Source organism: Pseudomonas sp. ATCC 13867 (assembly GCF_000349845.1).
In the GTDB taxonomy this organism is placed as follows: Bacteria; Pseudomonadota; Gammaproteobacteria; order Pseudomonadales; family Pseudomonadaceae; genus Pseudomonas.
Genome location: NC_020829.1, coordinates 2,335,837 through 2,353,310 on the forward strand (window position 1 = coordinate 2,335,837; position 17,474 = coordinate 2,353,310).

Here is a 17,474-nt window from a genome sequence, read left to right on the forward strand (position 1 = left end):
GCTCGCGAGCCGCATCAATCTGCAGCTGTCGGTGAATCCGTTCGCGAGCAAGCTCGCTCCTACAATTCACGCTTACACCCGCGCCGCGGTAACGGCTGCGCTGCCCCAGGTGGTGCGCCAGCGCGCTTTCACCGCGTGCAGGCCGAACCAGGCGAGCACGCCGAGGCTGGCGAACAGCCAGAGGCCGATCTGATAGTCGCCGGTGGCCTGCTTGATCGCACCCAGGCCCGCCGTCAGGCAGAAGCCGCCGATGCCGCCGGCCATGCCGATCAGGCCGGTCATCACGCCGATGGTCTGGCGGAAGCGCTGCGGCACCAACTGGAATACCGCGCCGTTACCCGCACCGAGGCTGAGCATCGCCACCACGAACAGGCTCAGCGCCGCCACCGCGCTGGGCAGGTGGAAGCCCACGGCGGCGATGCAGATCGAGGCGACGGTGTACATCACCAGCAGGCTGCGGATGCCGCCGATGCGGTCGGCCAGGGCACCGCCCAGCGGGCGCATCAGGCTGCCGGCGAAGACGCAGGCGGCGGTGTAGTAGCCGGCTTTCACCGGGTCCAGGCCGTACTGGTCGTGGAAGTAGCCGGGCAGGGTGCTGGCAAGGCCGAGGAAGCCGCCGAAGGTCACGCTGTAGAAGAACATGAACCACCAGCTGTCGCGGTCGCCCAGGGCCTTCAGGTAGTCGCCCACGGATTTTGGCGCAGGACGCTCCGGGGCGTTGCGGGCGAGCAGGGCGAACACCACCAGGGTCGCCAGCAGCGGGATCAGCGCGAAGCCGAAGACGTTCTGCCAGCCGAAGGCGGCGGCGATGGCCGGAGCGAACAGCGCGGTGAGCACGGTGCCGGAGTTACCCGCGCCGGCAATGCCCATCGCCTTGCCCTGGTGCTGCGCCGGGTACCACTGCGAGGCCAGCGGCAACGCCACGGCGAAGGAGGCGCCAGCCATGCCCAGCAGCACGCCGAGGATCATTGCCTGTTCGAGGTTGTGGATACCCAGCTGCCAGGCACCGAACAGTGCGCAGATGACGATCACCTGGCCAAGGATGCCGGCGGCCTTGGGCGACCAGCGATCGGCCAGCAGGCCCATGAGGAAGCGCAGGATGGCGCCGGAGAGGATCGGCGTGGCCACCATCAGCGCGCGCTGCTGGGTGGTCAGTTGCAGGTCGGTGGCGATCTGCACCGCCAGCGGGCCGAGGACGTACCAGACCATGAAGCTCAGGTCGAAATACAGGAAGGCGGCAAACAGGGTCGGCGCATGGCCGGCTTTCCAGAAACTCGTGTTCATCGAACACCTCATCGGCAATGGTTGAGGAGCCCGGTCATGTGCCACGTGGCGACCGCCGGGGTGGTCCTGCGCCCCTGCGCCGGGGCAAACGAAAAAGGCGTCGCTCCACCCACCGCTCGGTGCGGGTGTGGATGCGACGCCTTTGTCGTAGTCGGGTAACCGCCGTTGATTACCATCGCCTTGTGCAGAGCAAGGCGCGGGCCAGGATGGAAAATCCCAGGAAGATCAATACGATATGAGGTGGGATGGACTCAGTGATGATCCATCGTAGGGCGCGCCCGCGGACGGCGCGCCCCCAACTGGAGCGTCAGGCGATCCAGTTGACATTGGGGAAGGTATCGCGGAACGCCTCAGGGATCGGCACGACCTTGCCAGCCTGGTAGTCGAAGAACACGAAGCCGGACTTGGCCATCGCCACCAGGGTGCCGTCCGCCGGACGGGTGATGCGGAAGATGATGTCGCCACCGTACTTGTTGAAGTCCATCACGCCGACCTCGAACAGCAACTGGTCGCGGGCGTGGGCCTCGGCGCGGTAGGTGGTGGCCAGGTCGGTGACGATGATGCCGGTCTCACGAATGCCGTAGTCGAACAGGAAGCGCGCGCGGGCCTCGGAAATCATCGAGATCATCGAGTCGTTGCCCAGGTGTTTGGCACCGTTGATGTCGGTGACGCGCACGGTGAGCTTGGTGGTGTAGAGGAAGAGTTCTTCGGGAAATTCCAGTTTCAGGCGGGCCATTGGCGCTCTCGGGTCATGGGGAGAGCACCATTGTACGGAGCCCGCCGCCGGATTCGCAGTGCCATAGGCGGGCAGAATGGCGACGTCAGTGCGCCAGGTTGATGTGGTAGAAGGTCACGCGGCCACCTTCGTCGTCGGGGCCCTTGTTGTCGCTGATGTAGGCACCGGCCTTGAAGTAGAGCAGTTGCTTGCTCCAGGTCGAACTCAGGGCCTGTCGGTAGTACTGCTTCTCGCCATCGCTGCTTTCGGCGCGCAGGCCCAGTTGGCCGGTGGAGGTGACCCGCAGGCTGTAGGTGATGCGCTCGTTCAGGCGCACATCCTTGAGCAGCGGGATGTTCTTGCTGGCGCTGTCGTCCGGATGGTTGCGCACCAGCGCCTCGATGCTGCCGGTCTGGGTGTCGGGGTGGTAGTGGTACTGCAGCTTCACCAGCGGCTCGCCGTCGCCGCTGGTGGGCGATTTGCTGTGGATCTGGCCGATGATGATCTTGTTCTGCGAGGGTACGCGACCGACGCTCAGGGTGGCGCGCAGCTCGTTGTCGCCGCCGCTGTAGTACCAGTTGTAGAGGCTGCCGTCGCGCTTGGTCTCGCGCAGCTCGGTACGTGGGAAGGTACTGTCTTCGGTGTGCGAACCGTTGACCGGTACCCAGAACACGACGCTGTCGCCGTCGCGCTTGAAGTAGCGGCTCTGGTAGCCATTCTGCAGTTGCTGGGTGGTGATCTCGGTGGGACGGGGATCGCTGGGAATGGTCAGGTTCCAGGTGGAAAGGTCGATCATGCTGTCTCGCTCTCGAAGGGTTCGGGCGCGACCGGCAGGTACCTAGCCGGCGGGTCGCACTGCGGACTTCCAAGGTCATGCAATGGAAGCGAGGATGGCCGCGCGACGTATCGCGCGACGCGGGGAGGATACGCAGTGACCGCGAAGGCGGGGGCCAGCAGGGCGGCTGGCGTTCTGATTGCGGGATGCCGCCGCTGGCAGATGGCCGATCAGTGCCCGAGCATTTCGTGCATTGAGATGATCTGCTCGGCTACCTGCACCAGCTTCTGCTGGCGCCCCATCGCCTGCCGGCGCATCAGGGTGTAGGCCTCTTCCTCGGCGCAGCCCTTCATCTTCATCAGCAGCCCCTTGGCCAGTTCGATGCGCTTGCGTTCGGCCAGTTGCTGCTCGCGGGCTTGCAACTGCGCACGCAGCGCCTGGTCGCTCTCGAAGCGGGCCATCGCGACGTCGAGGATCGGTTGCAGGCGCTGCGCCTGGATGCCTTCGACGATATAGGCGCTGACCCCGGAACGGATGGCCTGGCGCATCACCTGCGGGTCGTGCTCGTCGGTGAACATGACGATGGGGCGCGGCTGGTCGCGGCTGACCAGCACTACCTGTTCCAGCACGTCGCGGCCGGGAGATTCGGTGTCGATGAGGATCACGTCCGGGCACAGGGCTTCCACGCGCTGTGCCAGGTCCACGGTGAGGCCGGATTCGTCGACCACGTCGAAGCCGGATTCCAGCAGTGCGGCCTTGAGGCGCCCGACCTTCTTCGGGGTGTCGTTGATCAGCAGGACGCGCAGCATGCTCAACCTCGCTCCGTCAGGGCATTGAGTTCGAAACCGCGGGCATAGCCGGCGGGATCGCTGCCGTCCCAGGTGCGTCCGTCGATCAGCGTCGAGCGGCGCATGCCGGTATCCGGCACTGTTACGCCAACGGCTTCGGCGGCTTCGCGGTACAGGTCGAGTTGCTGGACCTGGCGGGCGATGCCTGGATAGTCGACGTCTTCGCGCAGCAGCCCCCAGCGGCGGAACTGGGTCATGAACCACAGGCCGTCGGACAGCCAGGGGAAATTCGTTCGGCCTGCGTCGTGGAAGCGCAGCGGATGGGCGTCCTGCCAGGCGTGGCCGAGGCCATCCTGGTAGCGGCCGAGCAGGCGTGGCTCGATGCTGGAGAGCGGCGCGTCGACGTAGTCGTGGCCGCTGATCAGTCGCGCCACGCTGCGCAGGTTGTCCTCGCTGGCCTCGATGAAGCGACTGGCGTCGAGAATGCTCATCACCAGGGCGCGAGCCGTATTGGGGTATTGCTCGACGAAGGCGCGGGTGGTGCCCAGGACTTTTTCCGGGTGGTCCGGCCAGATCTGCTGGCTGGTCGCCAGGGTGAAGCCCAGGCCTTCGTCCACCGCCAGCGCGCCCCAGGGGCCGCCGGCGCAGAAGCCGTCGATGCGCCCGGCTTTCAGGTGCTCCACCATCTGCGCCGGTGGCACCACCAGCGAGCGCACATCGCGCAGCGGGTGGATGCCGTGGGCGGCCAGCCAGTAATACAGCCAAAGGGCGTGGGTGCCGGTGGGGAAGGTGTGCGCCAGGGTCAGCGGTGCACCGTTGTGGCGCGCGTGCTGGCGCAGTGCTTCAGCGCAGGTCACGCCGTCGCGCATCAGCGGTGCGGAAAGATTGATCGATTGGCCGTTCTGGCACAGCCCCATGAGCACTGCCATGTCGATGGCGGGGGTGCCACCCAGGCCGAGTTGCATGCCGTAGATCAGGCCGTAGAGCCCCTGCGCCGCGTCCAGTTCGCCGCTGAGCAGGCGGTCGCGCAGGCCGGCCCAGGAACTCTGCCGTTGCAGGTTGAGGGTCAGGCCGTAGGGCTGGGCGAAGCCTTGGGTGGCGGCGACCACCAGGGACGCGGCGTCGGTGAGGGCCATGAAGCCCAGGTTGAGTACGCTCTTTTCCGGCGCATCGGAGCCGGCGACCCAGGCCAGGCTGTCCGTACGGCTGCGTGTGCTGTCGATCATCTCCACCTCTGAAGGCAAAAGACACCGTTCCACTAGCCCTCGATGGGCGGGAAGGCGATGCTGTCATCTTTCAGGACCCGTCGTTGGGTTGCCTGTTGGTGGGCGTACAGCAAGGGGTGTGCCAGCGACGGTGGAAAAAAGAAGCCCCGCCACAGGGCGGGGCGCAGAGGAAGGGAGCGCACCTCTGGAGGGTTCCATCAAGGGCACCTGAGCACGGATATCGGCAGGGCCTGCAGACACCTTAGACGCACAGGCCGTCGCCGCAACGGTCAATAAGTATTAGGCCCATCGTGAGCAGCGGTTCAGGCCGCGCCTTTCGGGCAAGCACAAAAGAAAAGCCCCGCACGAGGCGGGGCTTTTCATCACGCTAGGCGTCTCAGACCTGGACGGCCGGGATCTTCGCGTTGGCTGCGGCTTCGCGGAACTCGGCGATCTGGTCGAAGCTCAGGTAGCGGTAGATATCGGCAGACATGCTGTCGATGTCCTTCGCATAGGCCATGTACTCCTCGACGGTCGGCAGCTTGCCGATGATCGAAGCGACAGCGGCCAGCTCGGCGGATGCCAGGAACACGTCGGTGGCGTCGCCCAGACGGTTCGGGAAGTTACGGGTCGAAGTGGAGACCACGGTCGAACCGGTCTGTACGCGAGCCTGGTTACCCATGCACAGCGAGCAGCCCGGCATTTCCATGCGCGCGCCAGCCTTGCCGTAGATGCCGTAGTAGCCTTCCTCGGTCAGCTGGTGGGCGTCCATCTTGGTCGGCGGAGCCAGCCACAGACGGGTCGGAATGCCACCCTTGACCTTGTCCAGCAGCTTGCCGGCAGCGCGGAAGTGACCGATGTTGGTCATGCAGGAACCGATGAAGACTTCATCGATCTTGCGGCCTTCGACGCTGGACAGCAGACGGGCGTCGTCCGGGTCGTTCGGAGCGCAGAGTACCGGCTCCTTGACGTCGGCCAGGTCGATCTCGATGACCGCGGCGTACTCGGCGTCCTGGTCGGCAGCCAGCAGTTGCGGGTTGGCCAGCCAGGCTTCCATCGCTTGCGCGCGGCGCTCCAGGGTGCGGGCGTCGCCATAGCCTTCGCCGATCATCCAGCGCAGCAGGGTGATGTTGGACTTCAGGTACTCGGCGATGGCCTCTTCCGGCAGCTTGATGGTGCAACCGGCAGCCGAACGCTCGGCGGAGGCGTCGGACAGCTCGAAGGCTTGCTCGACGGTCAGGTCGTTCAGACCTTCGATCTCGAGGATGCGGCCGGAGAAGATGTTCTTCTTGCCTTTCTTCTCGACGGTCAGCAGGCCAGCCTGGATGGCGTAGTAGGGGATCGCATGGACCAGGTCACGCAGGGTGATGCCCGGTTGCAGCTTGCCCTTGAAGCGCACCAGAACCGATTCGGGCATGTCCAGCGGCATGACGCCGGTGGCTGCGGCGAAGGCCACCAGGCCGGAGCCGGCCGGGAAGCTGATGCCGATCGGGAAGCGGGTGTGCGAGTCGCCGCCGGTGCCGACGGTGTCGGGCAGCAGCATGCGGTTCAGCCAACTGTGGATGATGCCGTCGCCCGGACGCAGGGAGACACCGCCGCGGGTCATCATGAAGTCCGGCAGGGTGTGGTGGGTCTTGACGTCGATCGGCTTCGGATAAGCAGCGGTGTGGCAGAAGGACTGCATCACCAGGTCGGCGGAGAAGCCCAGGCAAGCCAGGTCTTTCAGCTCGTCGCGGGTCATCGGGCCGGTGGTGTCCTGGGAACCGACGGTGGTCATCTTCGGTTCGCAGTAGGTGCCCGGACGTACGCCCTGGCCTTCGGCCAGACCGCAGGCGCGGCCAACCATCTTCTGCGCGAGGGTGAAGCCCTTGCCGCTGTCGGTCGGTGCTTCCGGCTTCTTGAACAGGTCGGATGGAGCCAAGCCCAGCTCGGCGCGGGCCTTCTCGGTCAGGCCGCGGCCAACGATCAGCGGGATACGGCCGCCGGCGCGGACTTCGTCCAGCAGAACCGGGGTCTTCAGCTCGAAGGTGGTGACCACTTCGCCGCTGTCATGACGCACGACCTTGCCTTCGTACGGGTACACGTCGATGACGTCGCCCATGGCCAGGTTGGTGCAGTCGAATTCGATCGGCAGGGCACCGGCATCTTCCATGGTGTTGTAGAAGATCGGGGCGATCTTGGTGCCGAAGCAGAAGCCGCCAGCGCGCTTGTTCGGAACGTAGGGGATGTCGTCGCCGAAGAACCACAGCACCGAGTTGGTGGCGGATTTACGGGACGAACCGGTGCCGACCACGTCACCGACGTAGGCGACCGGGAAGCCCTTGGCCTTGACCGCTTCGATCTGCTTCAGCGGACCGACGACACCCGGCTGGGCCGGCTCGATGCCGTCACGGGCCATCTTCAGCATGGCCAGGGCGTGCAGCGGGATGTCAGGGCGCGACCAGGCGTCCGGAGCGGGGGACAGGTCGTCGGTGTTGGTTTCGCCGGGGACCTTGAACACGGTCAGGGTCAGCTTCTCGGCGATGGCCGGACGGGCCTTGAACCACTCGCCATCGGCCCAGGACTGCAGCACGGCCTTGGCGGCGGCGTTGCCTTTCTTGGCGCGCTCGGCGACGTCGTGGAAGGCGTCGAACATCAGCAGGGTGTGCTTCAGTTGCGCGGCGGCGACTTCGGCCAGCTCGGCGCTGTCCAGCAGCTCGACCATCGTGGAGATGTTGTAGCCGCCCTGCATGGTGCCCAGCAGCTCGACGGCACGGGTCTTGGTCAGCAGCGGGGAGGTGGTCTCGCCCTTGGCAACGGCGGACAGGAAGCCAGCCTTGACGTAGGCGGCTTCATCCACGCCCGGCGGTACGCGGTTGGTGATCAGGTCGAGGAGAAATTCTTCTTCGCCGGCCGGCGGGTTCTTCAGGAGTTCGACCAGACCTGCGGTCTGTTCGGCGTTCAGCGGCTGGGGCACGACGCCCTGGGCGGCACGCTCTTCTACGTGTTTGCGATAGGCTTCAAGCACAGTATTTCCCTCATCAGTGGTCCCGGAGGACGCGTATCCAGGAGACCCCTCCGATCCATTCGTCAGGCATGGTGGACGGTAATCCACTGACCTACGACGGCACCGGCGATCTCCGGGCAGAAGCTGTTTTCAAAGTTTTACGCCGGGGTGGCCTGGGACTGATGGGAATGGGCGCTTGAGGGAGGCGCCCAGACCGCGCGGCTGCCGGAATCTGTGCTTCGTGACGCTTTGAAAACAGCTTCTTTCGGACAATGACGCCAAAAAGGCGCAGCCATTCTAATGGAATTAATGGGCCTTGGTAAGCCGATTTGCGTGGTGCCCGAGGGTGATCTTGCCTAGACAAAGGGCTAACATGCCCGCTTTGCCAGCCATCTGTTCAGCCATGTCTTCGCAACGCATCAAAACCCCCTGTGTCGGGCTCTGCTCGACGGTCTATGGCGACCTGGTCTGCCGTGGCTGCAAGCGTTTCCACCACGAAGTGGTGAGCTGGAACCGCTACGGCGACGAGGAGAAACGGGCGGTCCTGAGCCGTCTGGAAGTCCTGCTGGCGCAGGTGATGATGGCCAAGCTGGAAGTGTTCGACGCGCCTTTGCTGCGCAGCCAGCTGGAGCAGCGGCAGATCCGCTTCGTGCCCGAGCAGTCGCCCTATTGCTGGGCATACCAACTGATCGCCCGCGGCTCGCGGATGATCAACCAGGTGGAGGCCTATGGCCTGGCGCTGCTGCCGGAGTTTCGTGGTTGGCCACTGCCGGAACTGCGCGATGCCATCGACAAGGAGTTCTTCATCCTCTCCGAGGCGCACTACGAGCGTTACATCGCGCCGGGTTTCCTGGCCGAGGGTATGGAGTCGCGCGTCTGACTCTGAAGATGGCTGGATAAAAAGCCGCCCGACGGGCGGCTTTTGGGGGGCTGGTAGCAGCGAGCTTGCTCGCGAACCGTCCAGCAGCGATGTGGCCAAGGCGTTCTGTTCGCGAGCAAGCTCGCTCCTGCAAGTGCTATCCCGAGTCCGTTCCCGTCAGGGTTGGGCGGCCAGCTCTTCCAGGTGGGCGATGATGTCGTCCGGCTTGAGCACCAGGATGTCGCTTTCCAGCGCATCCAGCACCACCTCGGCGGTATTGCCGATCAGCGCGCCGGAAAAGCCGGTGCGCGCCACGGTGCCGATCACGGTGACGGCGGCCGACAGGTGGTGCGCCGCGCGCGGGATGAGCACGTCGGCCGGGCCTTCCTCGATATGCAGGTGGTCGTTGTCAATGCCGTACTCGGCCTGGAATGCCCGGCAAGCCTCGCGGTATTTCGCCTCGATGGTTTCGCTGAGCTGGAAGGTCGGGTCGGCGGACGACAGCATTGGCGAGGGGTGGGCGCTAATCACGTGCAGCTCGCCGTGGGCCAGCCCGGCAATGTCGTAGGCGTTACTGACGATACCGGAGTGCAGGGTGCGGTGCTCGGCGTCGCTGTTGCCCACGTCCACGGCTGCAAGGATGTTGCGTCCGGCCCAGGGCTGGTTGGTTTTCACCAGCAGCACGGGAGAAGGGCAATGGCGCAGCAGCTTCCAGTCATCCGGGGTCAGCAACGCCTTCTTCAGCGGGTTGTCGGGGCTGTGCTGCTTGATCACCAGGCCGCAGCCTTCGGCCTGTTGCTCGGCGATGATGGTGGCGTGCAGGCTGTCCTTCCAGGCCTGCCGGCTGGAGGTGCTGAAGCCTTCCTGGCGCAGCCCCTGGGCGAACTCTTCGAGCGCAGCGCTGAAATCGCCGCGTTTCTCGCAGGCCAGCAGGTGCAGATGGGACTGGGTGACGCTGGCGATCAGTCGTGCCCGTTTCAGGGCGAGACCGTCCGGCTGGTCAGGGTCCACGACTACGAGGATGCTACGGATGGCTTGCATGATCGTCTCCCTTCGTGCGCGTTGTTTATGTGGAACAACTGTAGTCGGGATATCGCCGTCATGACGTTGAGGCATATCAAAGGCGGACGCTGGTTCCGCACGGCGGCATTCGTATAATGCCCCCCATTTATGGCACCGGCCAGCCGGTGGAACGCTTCGTCGGAGTTGAGCATGTTGTCTGAAATCAGGGAATTTCTCGGTTGTGCCACGCCGGATGCGTGGGTCGAGGCCGCGCTGCGGGATCAGGCGGTGATGCTGATCGATCACAAGAACAACGAGTTCAAGGCCGCCAGCACGGCCCTGGCCCTGATCGCCAAGTACAGCGCCCACGAGGAACTGGTGAACTTCATGTCGCGTCTGGCCCGCGAGGAGCTGCGCCACCACGAGCAGGTGCTGGCGATCCTGAAGAAGCGCGGTATCGGGCTGCGGCCGATCTCCGCCGGCCGCTACGCTTCCGGCCTGCGCGCCGTGGTGCGCAACCACGAGCCGCAGAAGCTGGTGGACACCCTGATCGTCGGTGCCTTCATCGAGTGCCGCAGCTGCGAGCGTTTCGCCGCGCTGGTGGATCACCTAGACGCCGATCTGGCCAAGTTCTACGGCTCGCTGCTGAAATCCGAGGCGCGGCATTTCCAGGGCTACCTGAGCCTGGCGCGCCGCTATGGCGATGATGCCGATATCGAGCGTCGCGTGGCGGAGATTCGCGAAGTGGAAGCCGGGCTGATCCTGGCGCCGGACAGCGAGTTCCGCTTCCACAGCGGAGTGCCGGAGCAACAGGCGGCCTGATTCGCCACCCGGAATGAAAAAAGCGCCCAGTTGGGCGCTTTTTTCTTGGTTCTTCGTAGGAGCGAGCTTGCTCGCGAACCAACCCAGCTACAGAGCTGCCGGAAATCCGTTCGCGAGCAAGCTCGCTCCTACAGGTTCAGATTCAGGCTTAGTCCTTCACCTTCAGGTCCAGCGCCAGGTCGCGCGCGGCCTTGGTGGCCAGTACGCCCATCAGTTGGCCGATCTCGTCCTGCCGGCTGCTGCTGCCGGTCTGGCTGCCCGCCATCATCACGCTGGGCACCGGCGCCTGGGCGGCGGCTTCGGCCCAGACCTTGTTGATGGCGATCAGCGCGTCCAGCTTGGGCTGCAGCGCGCCGTCCGCCTTGATCACTGCTTCACGGGCGTAGGCATCGGCGTCGGCGGTGATCTTGGTGGCCTGTGCCGTCACGGTGGCCTTGTCGCGCAGCAGTTCGGCGGTCTGTTTCTCGATCTCGGCGCGCTGCTTCTCTCGTTCGGCGTTGATCACCGCCAACTGTTTCTCGGTTTCCGCCTGAGTAGTGCGCTCGATCTGGTCACGTAAAGTTTCCTGGCGCTTGGCTTCCACTTCCTTCTCGCCGCGAGCGGTGACCAGCAGCTTCTCTTCCTCTTCCTTCAGGCGGTTCTGACGTGCCACGGCCAGTTCGGCCAGGGCCTGCTGCACCTTGACCATGCGTTGCTTGTATTGCGGGTTGGGGTCGACGTTGGTGATGCGCGCCTCGACCACTTCCACGCCGAACTTGCGGAACTGCTGCTGTTTGCGCACCGGAATGCCCTTGGCATCGATGACTTTCTCGGTGACGAACTGGCTGGCATTGTTGTCGCCGAAGCTGCCCTGCTCGGTGCCGGCCTGGAGGATGGCGGTCTGGTGCGGAACGGCGCCGCGCGGGCCGCGGACTTCCTTGCGCTTGATCAGGTACAGGCCATCGTTGAGCTGGTTCTCGAACTCCGCGGCGAATTCGCTGCGGGCGCCGGCGTAGTAGTCGTCGGCGGTCATCAACGAGGCGGTGGCCTGCAGGGTTTCCTTGATCGCCGGGACCAGCGCGGTGCGGATGAAGTTGTCCGGGTTGCGGTATTCCTGGGCCATCTTCAGGAACTGGTCGCCGCCGGGCAGGCGGAAGCGCGCGGAGGATTCGACCTTGGCGTCGACGTTGCCGAGGAAGACGATGGGGAAGGCTTCGATGGTCGCGCCCAGCCCGTCGTTGTCCGGGTTGTTGTCGTTCTCGTCCATGATCAGCACGGACTGCACGCTGATGGCTTTCTTCCAGGTGGTGGCGCGGCCGAACCACTTGGTGGCGTAGCCGACGTCGTCGACGATCTTCTCGTCGCCGAAGATGGTCCGCACGTGGGTCATGAAGCCGGCTTCGTTATAGAAGAAGACGCCGTTGAACAGGATGAAGGCGGCGGCGACCAATGCCAGGGGCAGGGCGCCGAACTTGATGAGGTTTCCCTTGCTGAACATGTTTCTTCCTTGAGTGAGCAAACCGCGAATGCTGCGCAAGGTGGCAGGTGCCGGTCAATAGGAAAGGTCTGACAGTGCGAGTAGGTTAACGCCATAAGGCCACCGTTGCGGTGGCCGGGGTGGTTCAGAGCGGGAAGGGCGCCTGCTGCATGCCCTGGTCGTCAGCTTCCAGGGCCCAGCCCTGGCGATCCCAGTCGCCCAGTACGATGCGCCGCGCCGGTCGACCGTCGATAGTCAGTTCATGGACGGCGGGGCGGTGGGTGTGGCCGTGGATCAGGATGCGCACGCCCTTGTCACGCATGATGCGTTCGACTTCGGCGGGGGTGACGTCGACGATCTCGCTGGCCTTCATGCGCGTCTGCGCGCGGCTTTCCTTGCGCAGCTTGCGCGCCAGCTTGTGCCGGGTGGCCAGCGGCAAGTTACGCAGGATGAACAGGGTCAGCGGATTGCGCAGCCAGCGGCGCAGCTTCATATAGGCCGCGTCGAGGGTGCACAGGCTGTCGCCGTGCATCAGCAGGATCTTCTCGCCGTCCAGATCGATCAGGCTCGGGTCGCGCAGCAGCGTGCAGCCGGCTTCGCGGCAGAAGGCCTGGCCAATCAGGAAGTCGCGGTTGCCGTGCATCAGGAAGATGCGCGTGCCGCTGTCGGACAGCTCGCGCAGGGCGCGGGCGATGGAGTGCTGGAACTCGTCCATGCCATCGTCGCCGATCCAGGCTTCGAAGAAATCGCCGAGGATATACAGCGCCTCGGCCGTGCGGGCGCGGGTGGAGAGGAAATGCAAGAACGCCCGGGTAATGTCCGGGCGTTCCGCTTCGAGATGCAGGTCCGAGATGAACAGGACGCTCATCGACTCACTCGCCGATGACTTCTGCTTTCTCGATGATCACGTCGTCGGCCGGTACGTCCTGGTGGCCGGAGCGCATGGTGGTGGCCACGCCCTTGATCTTGTTGACCACGTCCATGCCGTCCTTCACTTCACCGAACACGCAGTAGCCCCAGCCCTGCACGGTCGGCGCGCTGTGGTTGAGGAAATCGTTGTCGGCGACGTTGATGAAGAACTGCGCGCTGGCCGAATGCGGTTCCATGGTGCGGGCCATGGCAACGGTGCCGACCTTGTTGCCGACGCCGTTGTTGGCTTCGTTCTTGATCGACTTGCGGGTGCTCTTCTGCTTCATGCCCGGCTCGAAACCGCCGCCCTGGATCATGAAGTTGTTGATCACGCGGTGGAACACGGTGTTGTCGTAATGGCCGGCCTTCACGTACTCCTTGAAGTTGGCCACGGTTTCCGGCGCCTTGTCGTCGAACAGTTCAAGGGTGATGTCGCCGAAGTTGGTCTGCAGTTTGACGGTGGTAGTCATCAGGGAATTCCGCTCTTGGTAAAAATCGAAGGCCTGTCAGGGGGTTGACAGCTTCGGCTATGATAAGCGCTTTGGTTTGGCTGGCCTACCCTGGCCGAACACCAGCATGATCAAGGACACCATGAGCAAGCCTACCGCCGATACGAAAGAAGCCACTGTTGCCGCCAACTTCCTGCGTCCGATCGTTGCGGCCGACCTGGAAAGTGGCAAGCACCAGAAGATCGTCACCCGCTTCCCGCCGGAGCCCAACGGCTACCTGCATATCGGCCACGCCAAGTCCATCTGTCTGAACTTCGGCCTGGCCAAGGAGTTCGGCGGTGACTGCCACCTGCGCTTCGACGACACCAACCCGGCGAAGGAAGACCAGGAATACATCGACGCCATCGAGGCCGACGTGAAATGGCTGGGCTTCGAGTGGGCCGGCCAGGTGCGCTATGCCTCCAACTACTTCGACCAGCTGCATGCCTGGGCCGTCGATCTGATCAAGGCCGGCAAGGCGTTCGTCTGCGACCTGAACGCCGAGGAAATGCGCGCGTACCGCGGCTCGCTGACCGAGCCGGGCAAGAACAGCCCGTTCCGCGAGCGTTCGGTGGAAGAGAACCTGGACCTGTTCGCCCGCATGAAAGCCGGCGAGTTCGCCGACGGCGCCCGCTCGCTGCGCGCGAAGATCGACATGGCCTCGCCGAACATCAACCTGCGCGACCCGATCCTCTACCGCATCCGCCACGCCCACCACCACCAGACGGGCGACAAGTGGTGCATCTACCCCAGCTACGACTTCACCCACGGTCAGTCGGACGCCATCGAGGGTATCACCCACTCCATCTGCACCCTGGAGTTCGAGGATCACCGCCCGCTGTACGAGTGGTTCCTGGCCAACCTGCCGGTTCCGGCCCAGCCGCGCCAGTACGAATTCGCGCGCCTGAACCTGAACTACACCATCACCAGCAAGCGCAAGCTCAAGCAACTGGTCGATGAAAACCACGTGCATGGCTGGGACGACCCGCGCATGTCGACCCTCTCGGGCTACCGCCGCCGCGGCTACACCCCGGCATCGATCCGTACCTTCTGCGACATGATCGGCGTGAACCGCGCCGGTGGTGTGGTGGACATCGGCATGCTGGAGTTCGCCATCCGTGATGACCTCGACGCCAACGCCGGCCGCGCCATGTGCGTGCTCAAGCCGCTGAAGGTGGTCATCACCAACTACCCGGAAGGCCAGGTCGAGAACCTCGAGCTGCCGCGCCATCCGAAGCAGGACATGGGCGTGCGCGTGCTGCCGTTCAGCCGCGAGATCTACATCGATGGCAGCGACTTCGAGGAAGTCCCGCCGGCGGGCTACAAGCGACTGATCCCGGGCGGCGAAGTGCGCCTGCGCGGCAGCTACGTGATCCGCGCCGACGAAGCCATCAAGGATGCCGCCGGCAATATCGTCGAACTGCGCTGCAGCTACGACGAGAACACCCTGGGCAAGAACCCCGAGGGCCGCAAGGTCAAGGGCGTGATCCACTGGGTGCCGGCTGCCGAGAGCGTGGAGTGCGAAGTGCGCCTGTACGACCGCCTGTTCCGCTCCGCCAACCCGGAGAAATCCGAAGAGGGCGGTAGCTTCCTCGACAACATCAACCCGGACTCCCTGGTGGTGCTCAAGGGCTGCCGCGCCGAGCCGTCGCTGGCCAGCGCCACGGCCGAGGATCGCTTCCAGTTCGAGCGCGAGGGCTACTTCTGCGCCGACGCCAAGGACTCCAAGGCCGACGCCCTGGTCTTCAACCGCACCGTGACCCTGCGCGATTCCTGGGGGCAGTAACGGATGGCCGACTTGCAGATCTACAGCACGCTGTCCAAGACCAAGGACAGCTTCAAGCCGCTGGTGGGTAACCAGGTGCGCATGTATGTGTGCGGGATGACCGTGTACGACTTCTGCCACATCGGCCATGCCCGCGTGATGGTGGCGTTCGACGTCATCGCCCGCTGGCTGCGTCATCGCGGCTACGACCTGACCTATGTGCGCAACATCACCGACATCGACGACAAGATCATCCGCCGCGCCCAGGAGAATGGCGAGTCGTTCGAAGACCTGACCGCTCGCATGATTGCCGCGATGCACGAGGACGAGGCGCGCCTGTCGGTCCTGCGTCCGGACATCGAGCCGCGCGCCACCGGCCATATCGCCGGCATGCACGAGATGATCCAGACCCTGATCGACAAGGGCTACGCCTACGCGCCGGGCAATGGCGACGTCTACTACCGGGTCGGCAAGTTCGCCGGCTACGGCAAGCTGTCGCGCAAGAAGATCGAGGACCTGCGCATCGGTGCGCGGATCGAGGTCGACGAATCCAAGGAAGACCCGCTGGACTTCGTGCTCTGGAAGGGCGCCAAGCCCGGCGAGCCGAGCTGGGAGTCGCCCTGGGGCGCCGGTCGTCCGGGCTGGCACATCGAGTGCTCGGTGATGTCCACCTGCTGCCTGGGCGAGACCTTCGACATCCACGGCGGCGGCCCGGACCTGGTGTTCCCGCACCACGAGAACGAGATCGCCCAGAGCGAGGCGGCCACCGGCAAACTCTATGCGGCCAGCTGGATGCACGCTGGCGCGGTGCGCGTGGACGGCGAGAAGATGTCCAAGTCCCTGGGCAACTTCTTCACCATTCGCGAGGTGCTGGAGAAATACCACCCGGAAGTCGTGCGCTTCCTGCTGGTTTCCAGCCACTACCGCAGCCCGATCAACTACTCCGAAGACAACCTGAAGGAAGCCAGGGGCGCGCTGGAGCGTTTCTACACCGCGCTGCGCGGCCTGCCGCAGGTGGCTGCCGTGGGAGGCGAGGCCTTCGTCGAGCGTTTCGCCGCGGCGATGGACGATGACTTCGGTACGCCGGAAGCGGTTGCCGTGCTGTTCGAGATGGCGCGTGAAATCAACCGTCTGCGGGATAGCGAGCCGGCGGCTGCGGCTGCACTGGCGGCGCGCGTGCGTGAGCTGGGGGCTCTGCTGGGTGTTCTGCAACTGGATGCCGACGAGTTCCTTCAGGCCGGCGCAGCTGGCAAGGTCGACGCGGCGCAGGTCGAGGCGCTGATCCAGGCGCGCCTGGATGCCCGTGCGGCGAAGAACTGGGCCGAGTCCGACCGCATCCGCGATGAGCTGAGCGCTCTGGGCGTGGTGCTGGAAGACGGCAAGGGCGGCACAACCTGGCGTCTCGCCGAGTAATGGTCCCCTGGAGATGAAGAAGGCCGCTGATCAGCGGCCTTCTTCATTTGCGCGGCGAACGTATCAGGTGTGCAGGTGTTCGGCGGCGTACAAGGTATTTTCCAGCAGGCACGCGCGGGTCATCGGGCCGACGCCGCCCGGAACCGGGGTGATCCAGCTGGCGCGCTCGGCGGCGACGTCATATTCCACGTCGCCCACCAGCTTGCCGTCGGCCTGGCGGTTGATGCCCACGTCGATGACGATGGCGCCCTCCTTGATCCACTCGCCCTTGACCAGGCCCGGCTTGCCGGCGGCCACGACCACCAGGTCGGCGCGGCGTACGTGCTCGGCCAGGTCGCGGGTGAAGCGGTGGGTCACGGTGACGGTGCAGCCGCCCAGCAGCAGCTCCAGCGCCATCGGGCGACCGACGATGTTCGAGGCGCCCACTACCACTGCGTCCATGCCGTACAGGTCGACGCCGGTGCTTTCCAGCAGGGTCATGATGCCTTTCGGGGTGCAGGGGCGCAGCAGCGGGATGCGCTGGGCCAGGCGGCCGATGTTGAAGGGATGAAAACCGTCCACGTCCTTGTCCGGACTGATGCGTTCCAGCAGTTGCGAGGCATCGAGGTGGGCGGGGAGGGGGAGCTGGACCAGGATGCCGTCGATGGCCGGATCGGCGTTCAGGCGGTCGATCAGCGCCAGCAACTCTTCCTGAGTGGTGCTGGCGGGGAGGTCGTACGCCTGGGAGAGGAAGCCGACCTCTTCACAGTCCTTGCGCTTGTGCGCGACATAGACCTGAGAGGCGGGGTCGCTGCCGACCAGGATCACTGCCAGGCCGGGGATGCGCAGTCCTTGCTGGCGGCGTTCATTGACGCGTTGGGCAATCTGCTGGCGGAGGCTGGCGGCGATCGCTTTGCCGTCGATCAGTTTTGCAGTCATGTCAGGAGGGAACCATCGGGGCGGGTGAAAAAAGGACGCGCATTTTCGCACGCTGCCTTCATAAGGCAAAGTCGGGCGCCCCGATTTGC

Annotated in this window: 15 protein-coding genes; 4 read left to right on the plus strand and 11 right to left on the minus strand. The window is 64.8% G+C overall.

The features are described 5' to 3' along the window. Positions 1-72 precede the first annotated feature (72 nt). The 6 genes from H681_RS10695 to acnB form a co-directional block, all read right to left on the minus strand. Positions 73-1,284 carry a nitrate/nitrite transporter gene (locus tag H681_RS10695; protein WP_015476871.1) on the minus strand — a complete coding sequence of 404 codons (1,212 nt, stop codon included), beginning with the start codon at positions 1,282-1,284 and terminating at the stop codon, positions 73-75. A gap of 307 nt (positions 1,285-1,591) precedes the next feature. Then, on the minus strand, positions 1,592-2,020 hold the full coding sequence (locus tag H681_RS10700; RefSeq protein ID WP_015476872.1) for a thioesterase family protein: 429 nt from the start codon (positions 2,018-2,020) through the stop codon (positions 1,592-1,594). An 85-nt stretch (positions 2,021-2,105) separates the two neighbouring features. Continuing rightward, entirely contained in the window at positions 2,106-2,795 is a 690-nt protein-coding gene (locus H681_RS10705) for a polysaccharide lyase family 7 protein (protein ID WP_015476873.1), read from the minus strand. Between the two features lie 209 nt (positions 2,796-3,004). Then, on the minus strand, positions 3,005-3,583 hold the full coding sequence (locus H681_RS10710; protein WP_015476874.1) for an ANTAR domain-containing response regulator: 579 nt from the start codon (positions 3,581-3,583) through the stop codon (positions 3,005-3,007). Positions 3,584-3,585: 2 nt separating this feature from the next. Next, positions 3,586-4,788: a CmpA/NrtA family ABC transporter substrate-binding protein gene (locus H681_RS10715; RefSeq protein ID WP_015476875.1), complete on the minus strand. Its 1,203-nt coding sequence runs from the start codon at positions 4,786-4,788 to the stop codon at positions 3,586-3,588. A gap of 376 nt (positions 4,789-5,164) precedes the next feature. Further along, entirely contained in the window at positions 5,165-7,774 is a 2,610-nt protein-coding gene (gene acnB, locus H681_RS10720; protein WP_015476876.1) for a bifunctional aconitate hydratase 2/2-methylisocitrate dehydratase, read from the minus strand. Positions 7,775-8,156: 382 nt separating this feature from the next. Between acnB and H681_RS10725 the strand changes: the two genes are divergently transcribed. Next, on the plus strand, positions 8,157-8,633 hold the full coding sequence (locus H681_RS10725) for a DUF1289 domain-containing protein (protein WP_015476877.1): 477 nt from the start codon (positions 8,157-8,159) through the stop codon (positions 8,631-8,633). A 156-nt stretch (positions 8,634-8,789) separates the two neighbouring features. On the opposite strand, the gene H681_RS10730 is transcribed toward H681_RS10725, so the two are convergent. Next, complete coding sequence (locus H681_RS10730; RefSeq protein WP_015476878.1) at positions 8,790-9,653, minus strand: universal stress protein; 864 nt, start codon at positions 9,651-9,653, stop codon at positions 8,790-8,792. 165 nt (positions 9,654-9,818) lie between these two features. Here H681_RS10730 and H681_RS10735 point away from each other — a divergent pair, with 165 nt between their 5' ends. After that, complete coding sequence (locus H681_RS10735; protein WP_015476879.1) at positions 9,819-10,436, plus strand: tRNA-(ms[2]io[6]A)-hydroxylase; 618 nt, start codon at positions 9,819-9,821, stop codon at positions 10,434-10,436. 148 nt (positions 10,437-10,584) lie between these two features. On the opposite strand, the gene H681_RS10740 is transcribed toward H681_RS10735, so the two are convergent. The 3 genes from H681_RS10740 to H681_RS10750 all read right to left on the minus strand — a co-directional run bounded on the left by H681_RS10740 (position 10,585) and on the right by H681_RS10750 (position 13,271). After that, positions 10,585-11,913: an SPFH domain-containing protein gene (locus tag H681_RS10740; protein ID WP_015476880.1), complete on the minus strand. Its 1,329-nt coding sequence runs from the start codon at positions 11,911-11,913 to the stop codon at positions 10,585-10,587. Between the two features lie 124 nt (positions 11,914-12,037). Beyond that, positions 12,038-12,760 (minus strand): UDP-2,3-diacylglucosamine diphosphatase, encoded by a 723-nt coding sequence (gene lpxH, locus H681_RS10745; protein WP_015476881.1) that lies wholly within the window; start codon positions 12,758-12,760, stop codon positions 12,038-12,040. A gap of 4 nt (positions 12,761-12,764) precedes the next feature. Next, entirely contained in the window at positions 12,765-13,271 is a 507-nt protein-coding gene (locus H681_RS10750; protein WP_015476882.1) for a peptidylprolyl isomerase, read from the minus strand. A 121-nt stretch (positions 13,272-13,392) separates the two neighbouring features. Here H681_RS10750 and H681_RS10755 point away from each other — a divergent pair, with 121 nt between their 5' ends. Together H681_RS10755 and cysS are read left to right on the plus strand one after the other, a co-directional pair. Continuing rightward, complete coding sequence (locus H681_RS10755; protein WP_015476883.1) at positions 13,393-15,075, plus strand: glutamine--tRNA ligase/YqeY domain fusion protein; 1,683 nt, start codon at positions 13,393-13,395, stop codon at positions 15,073-15,075. Positions 15,076-15,078: 3 nt separating this feature from the next. Continuing rightward, the gene (gene cysS / locus H681_RS10760; RefSeq protein WP_015476884.1) at positions 15,079-16,467 is read left to right on the plus strand and encodes a cysteine--tRNA ligase; all 1,389 of its coding nucleotides are present in this window, start codon (positions 15,079-15,081) and stop codon (positions 16,465-16,467) included. Between the two features lie 63 nt (positions 16,468-16,530). On the opposite strand, the gene folD is transcribed toward cysS, so the two are convergent. Next, the gene (gene folD / locus H681_RS10765) at positions 16,531-17,385 is read right to left on the minus strand and encodes a bifunctional methylenetetrahydrofolate dehydrogenase/methenyltetrahydrofolate cyclohydrolase FolD (RefSeq protein ID WP_015476885.1); all 855 of its coding nucleotides are present in this window, start codon (positions 17,383-17,385) and stop codon (positions 16,531-16,533) included. Positions 17,386-17,474: the final 89 nt, after the last annotated feature.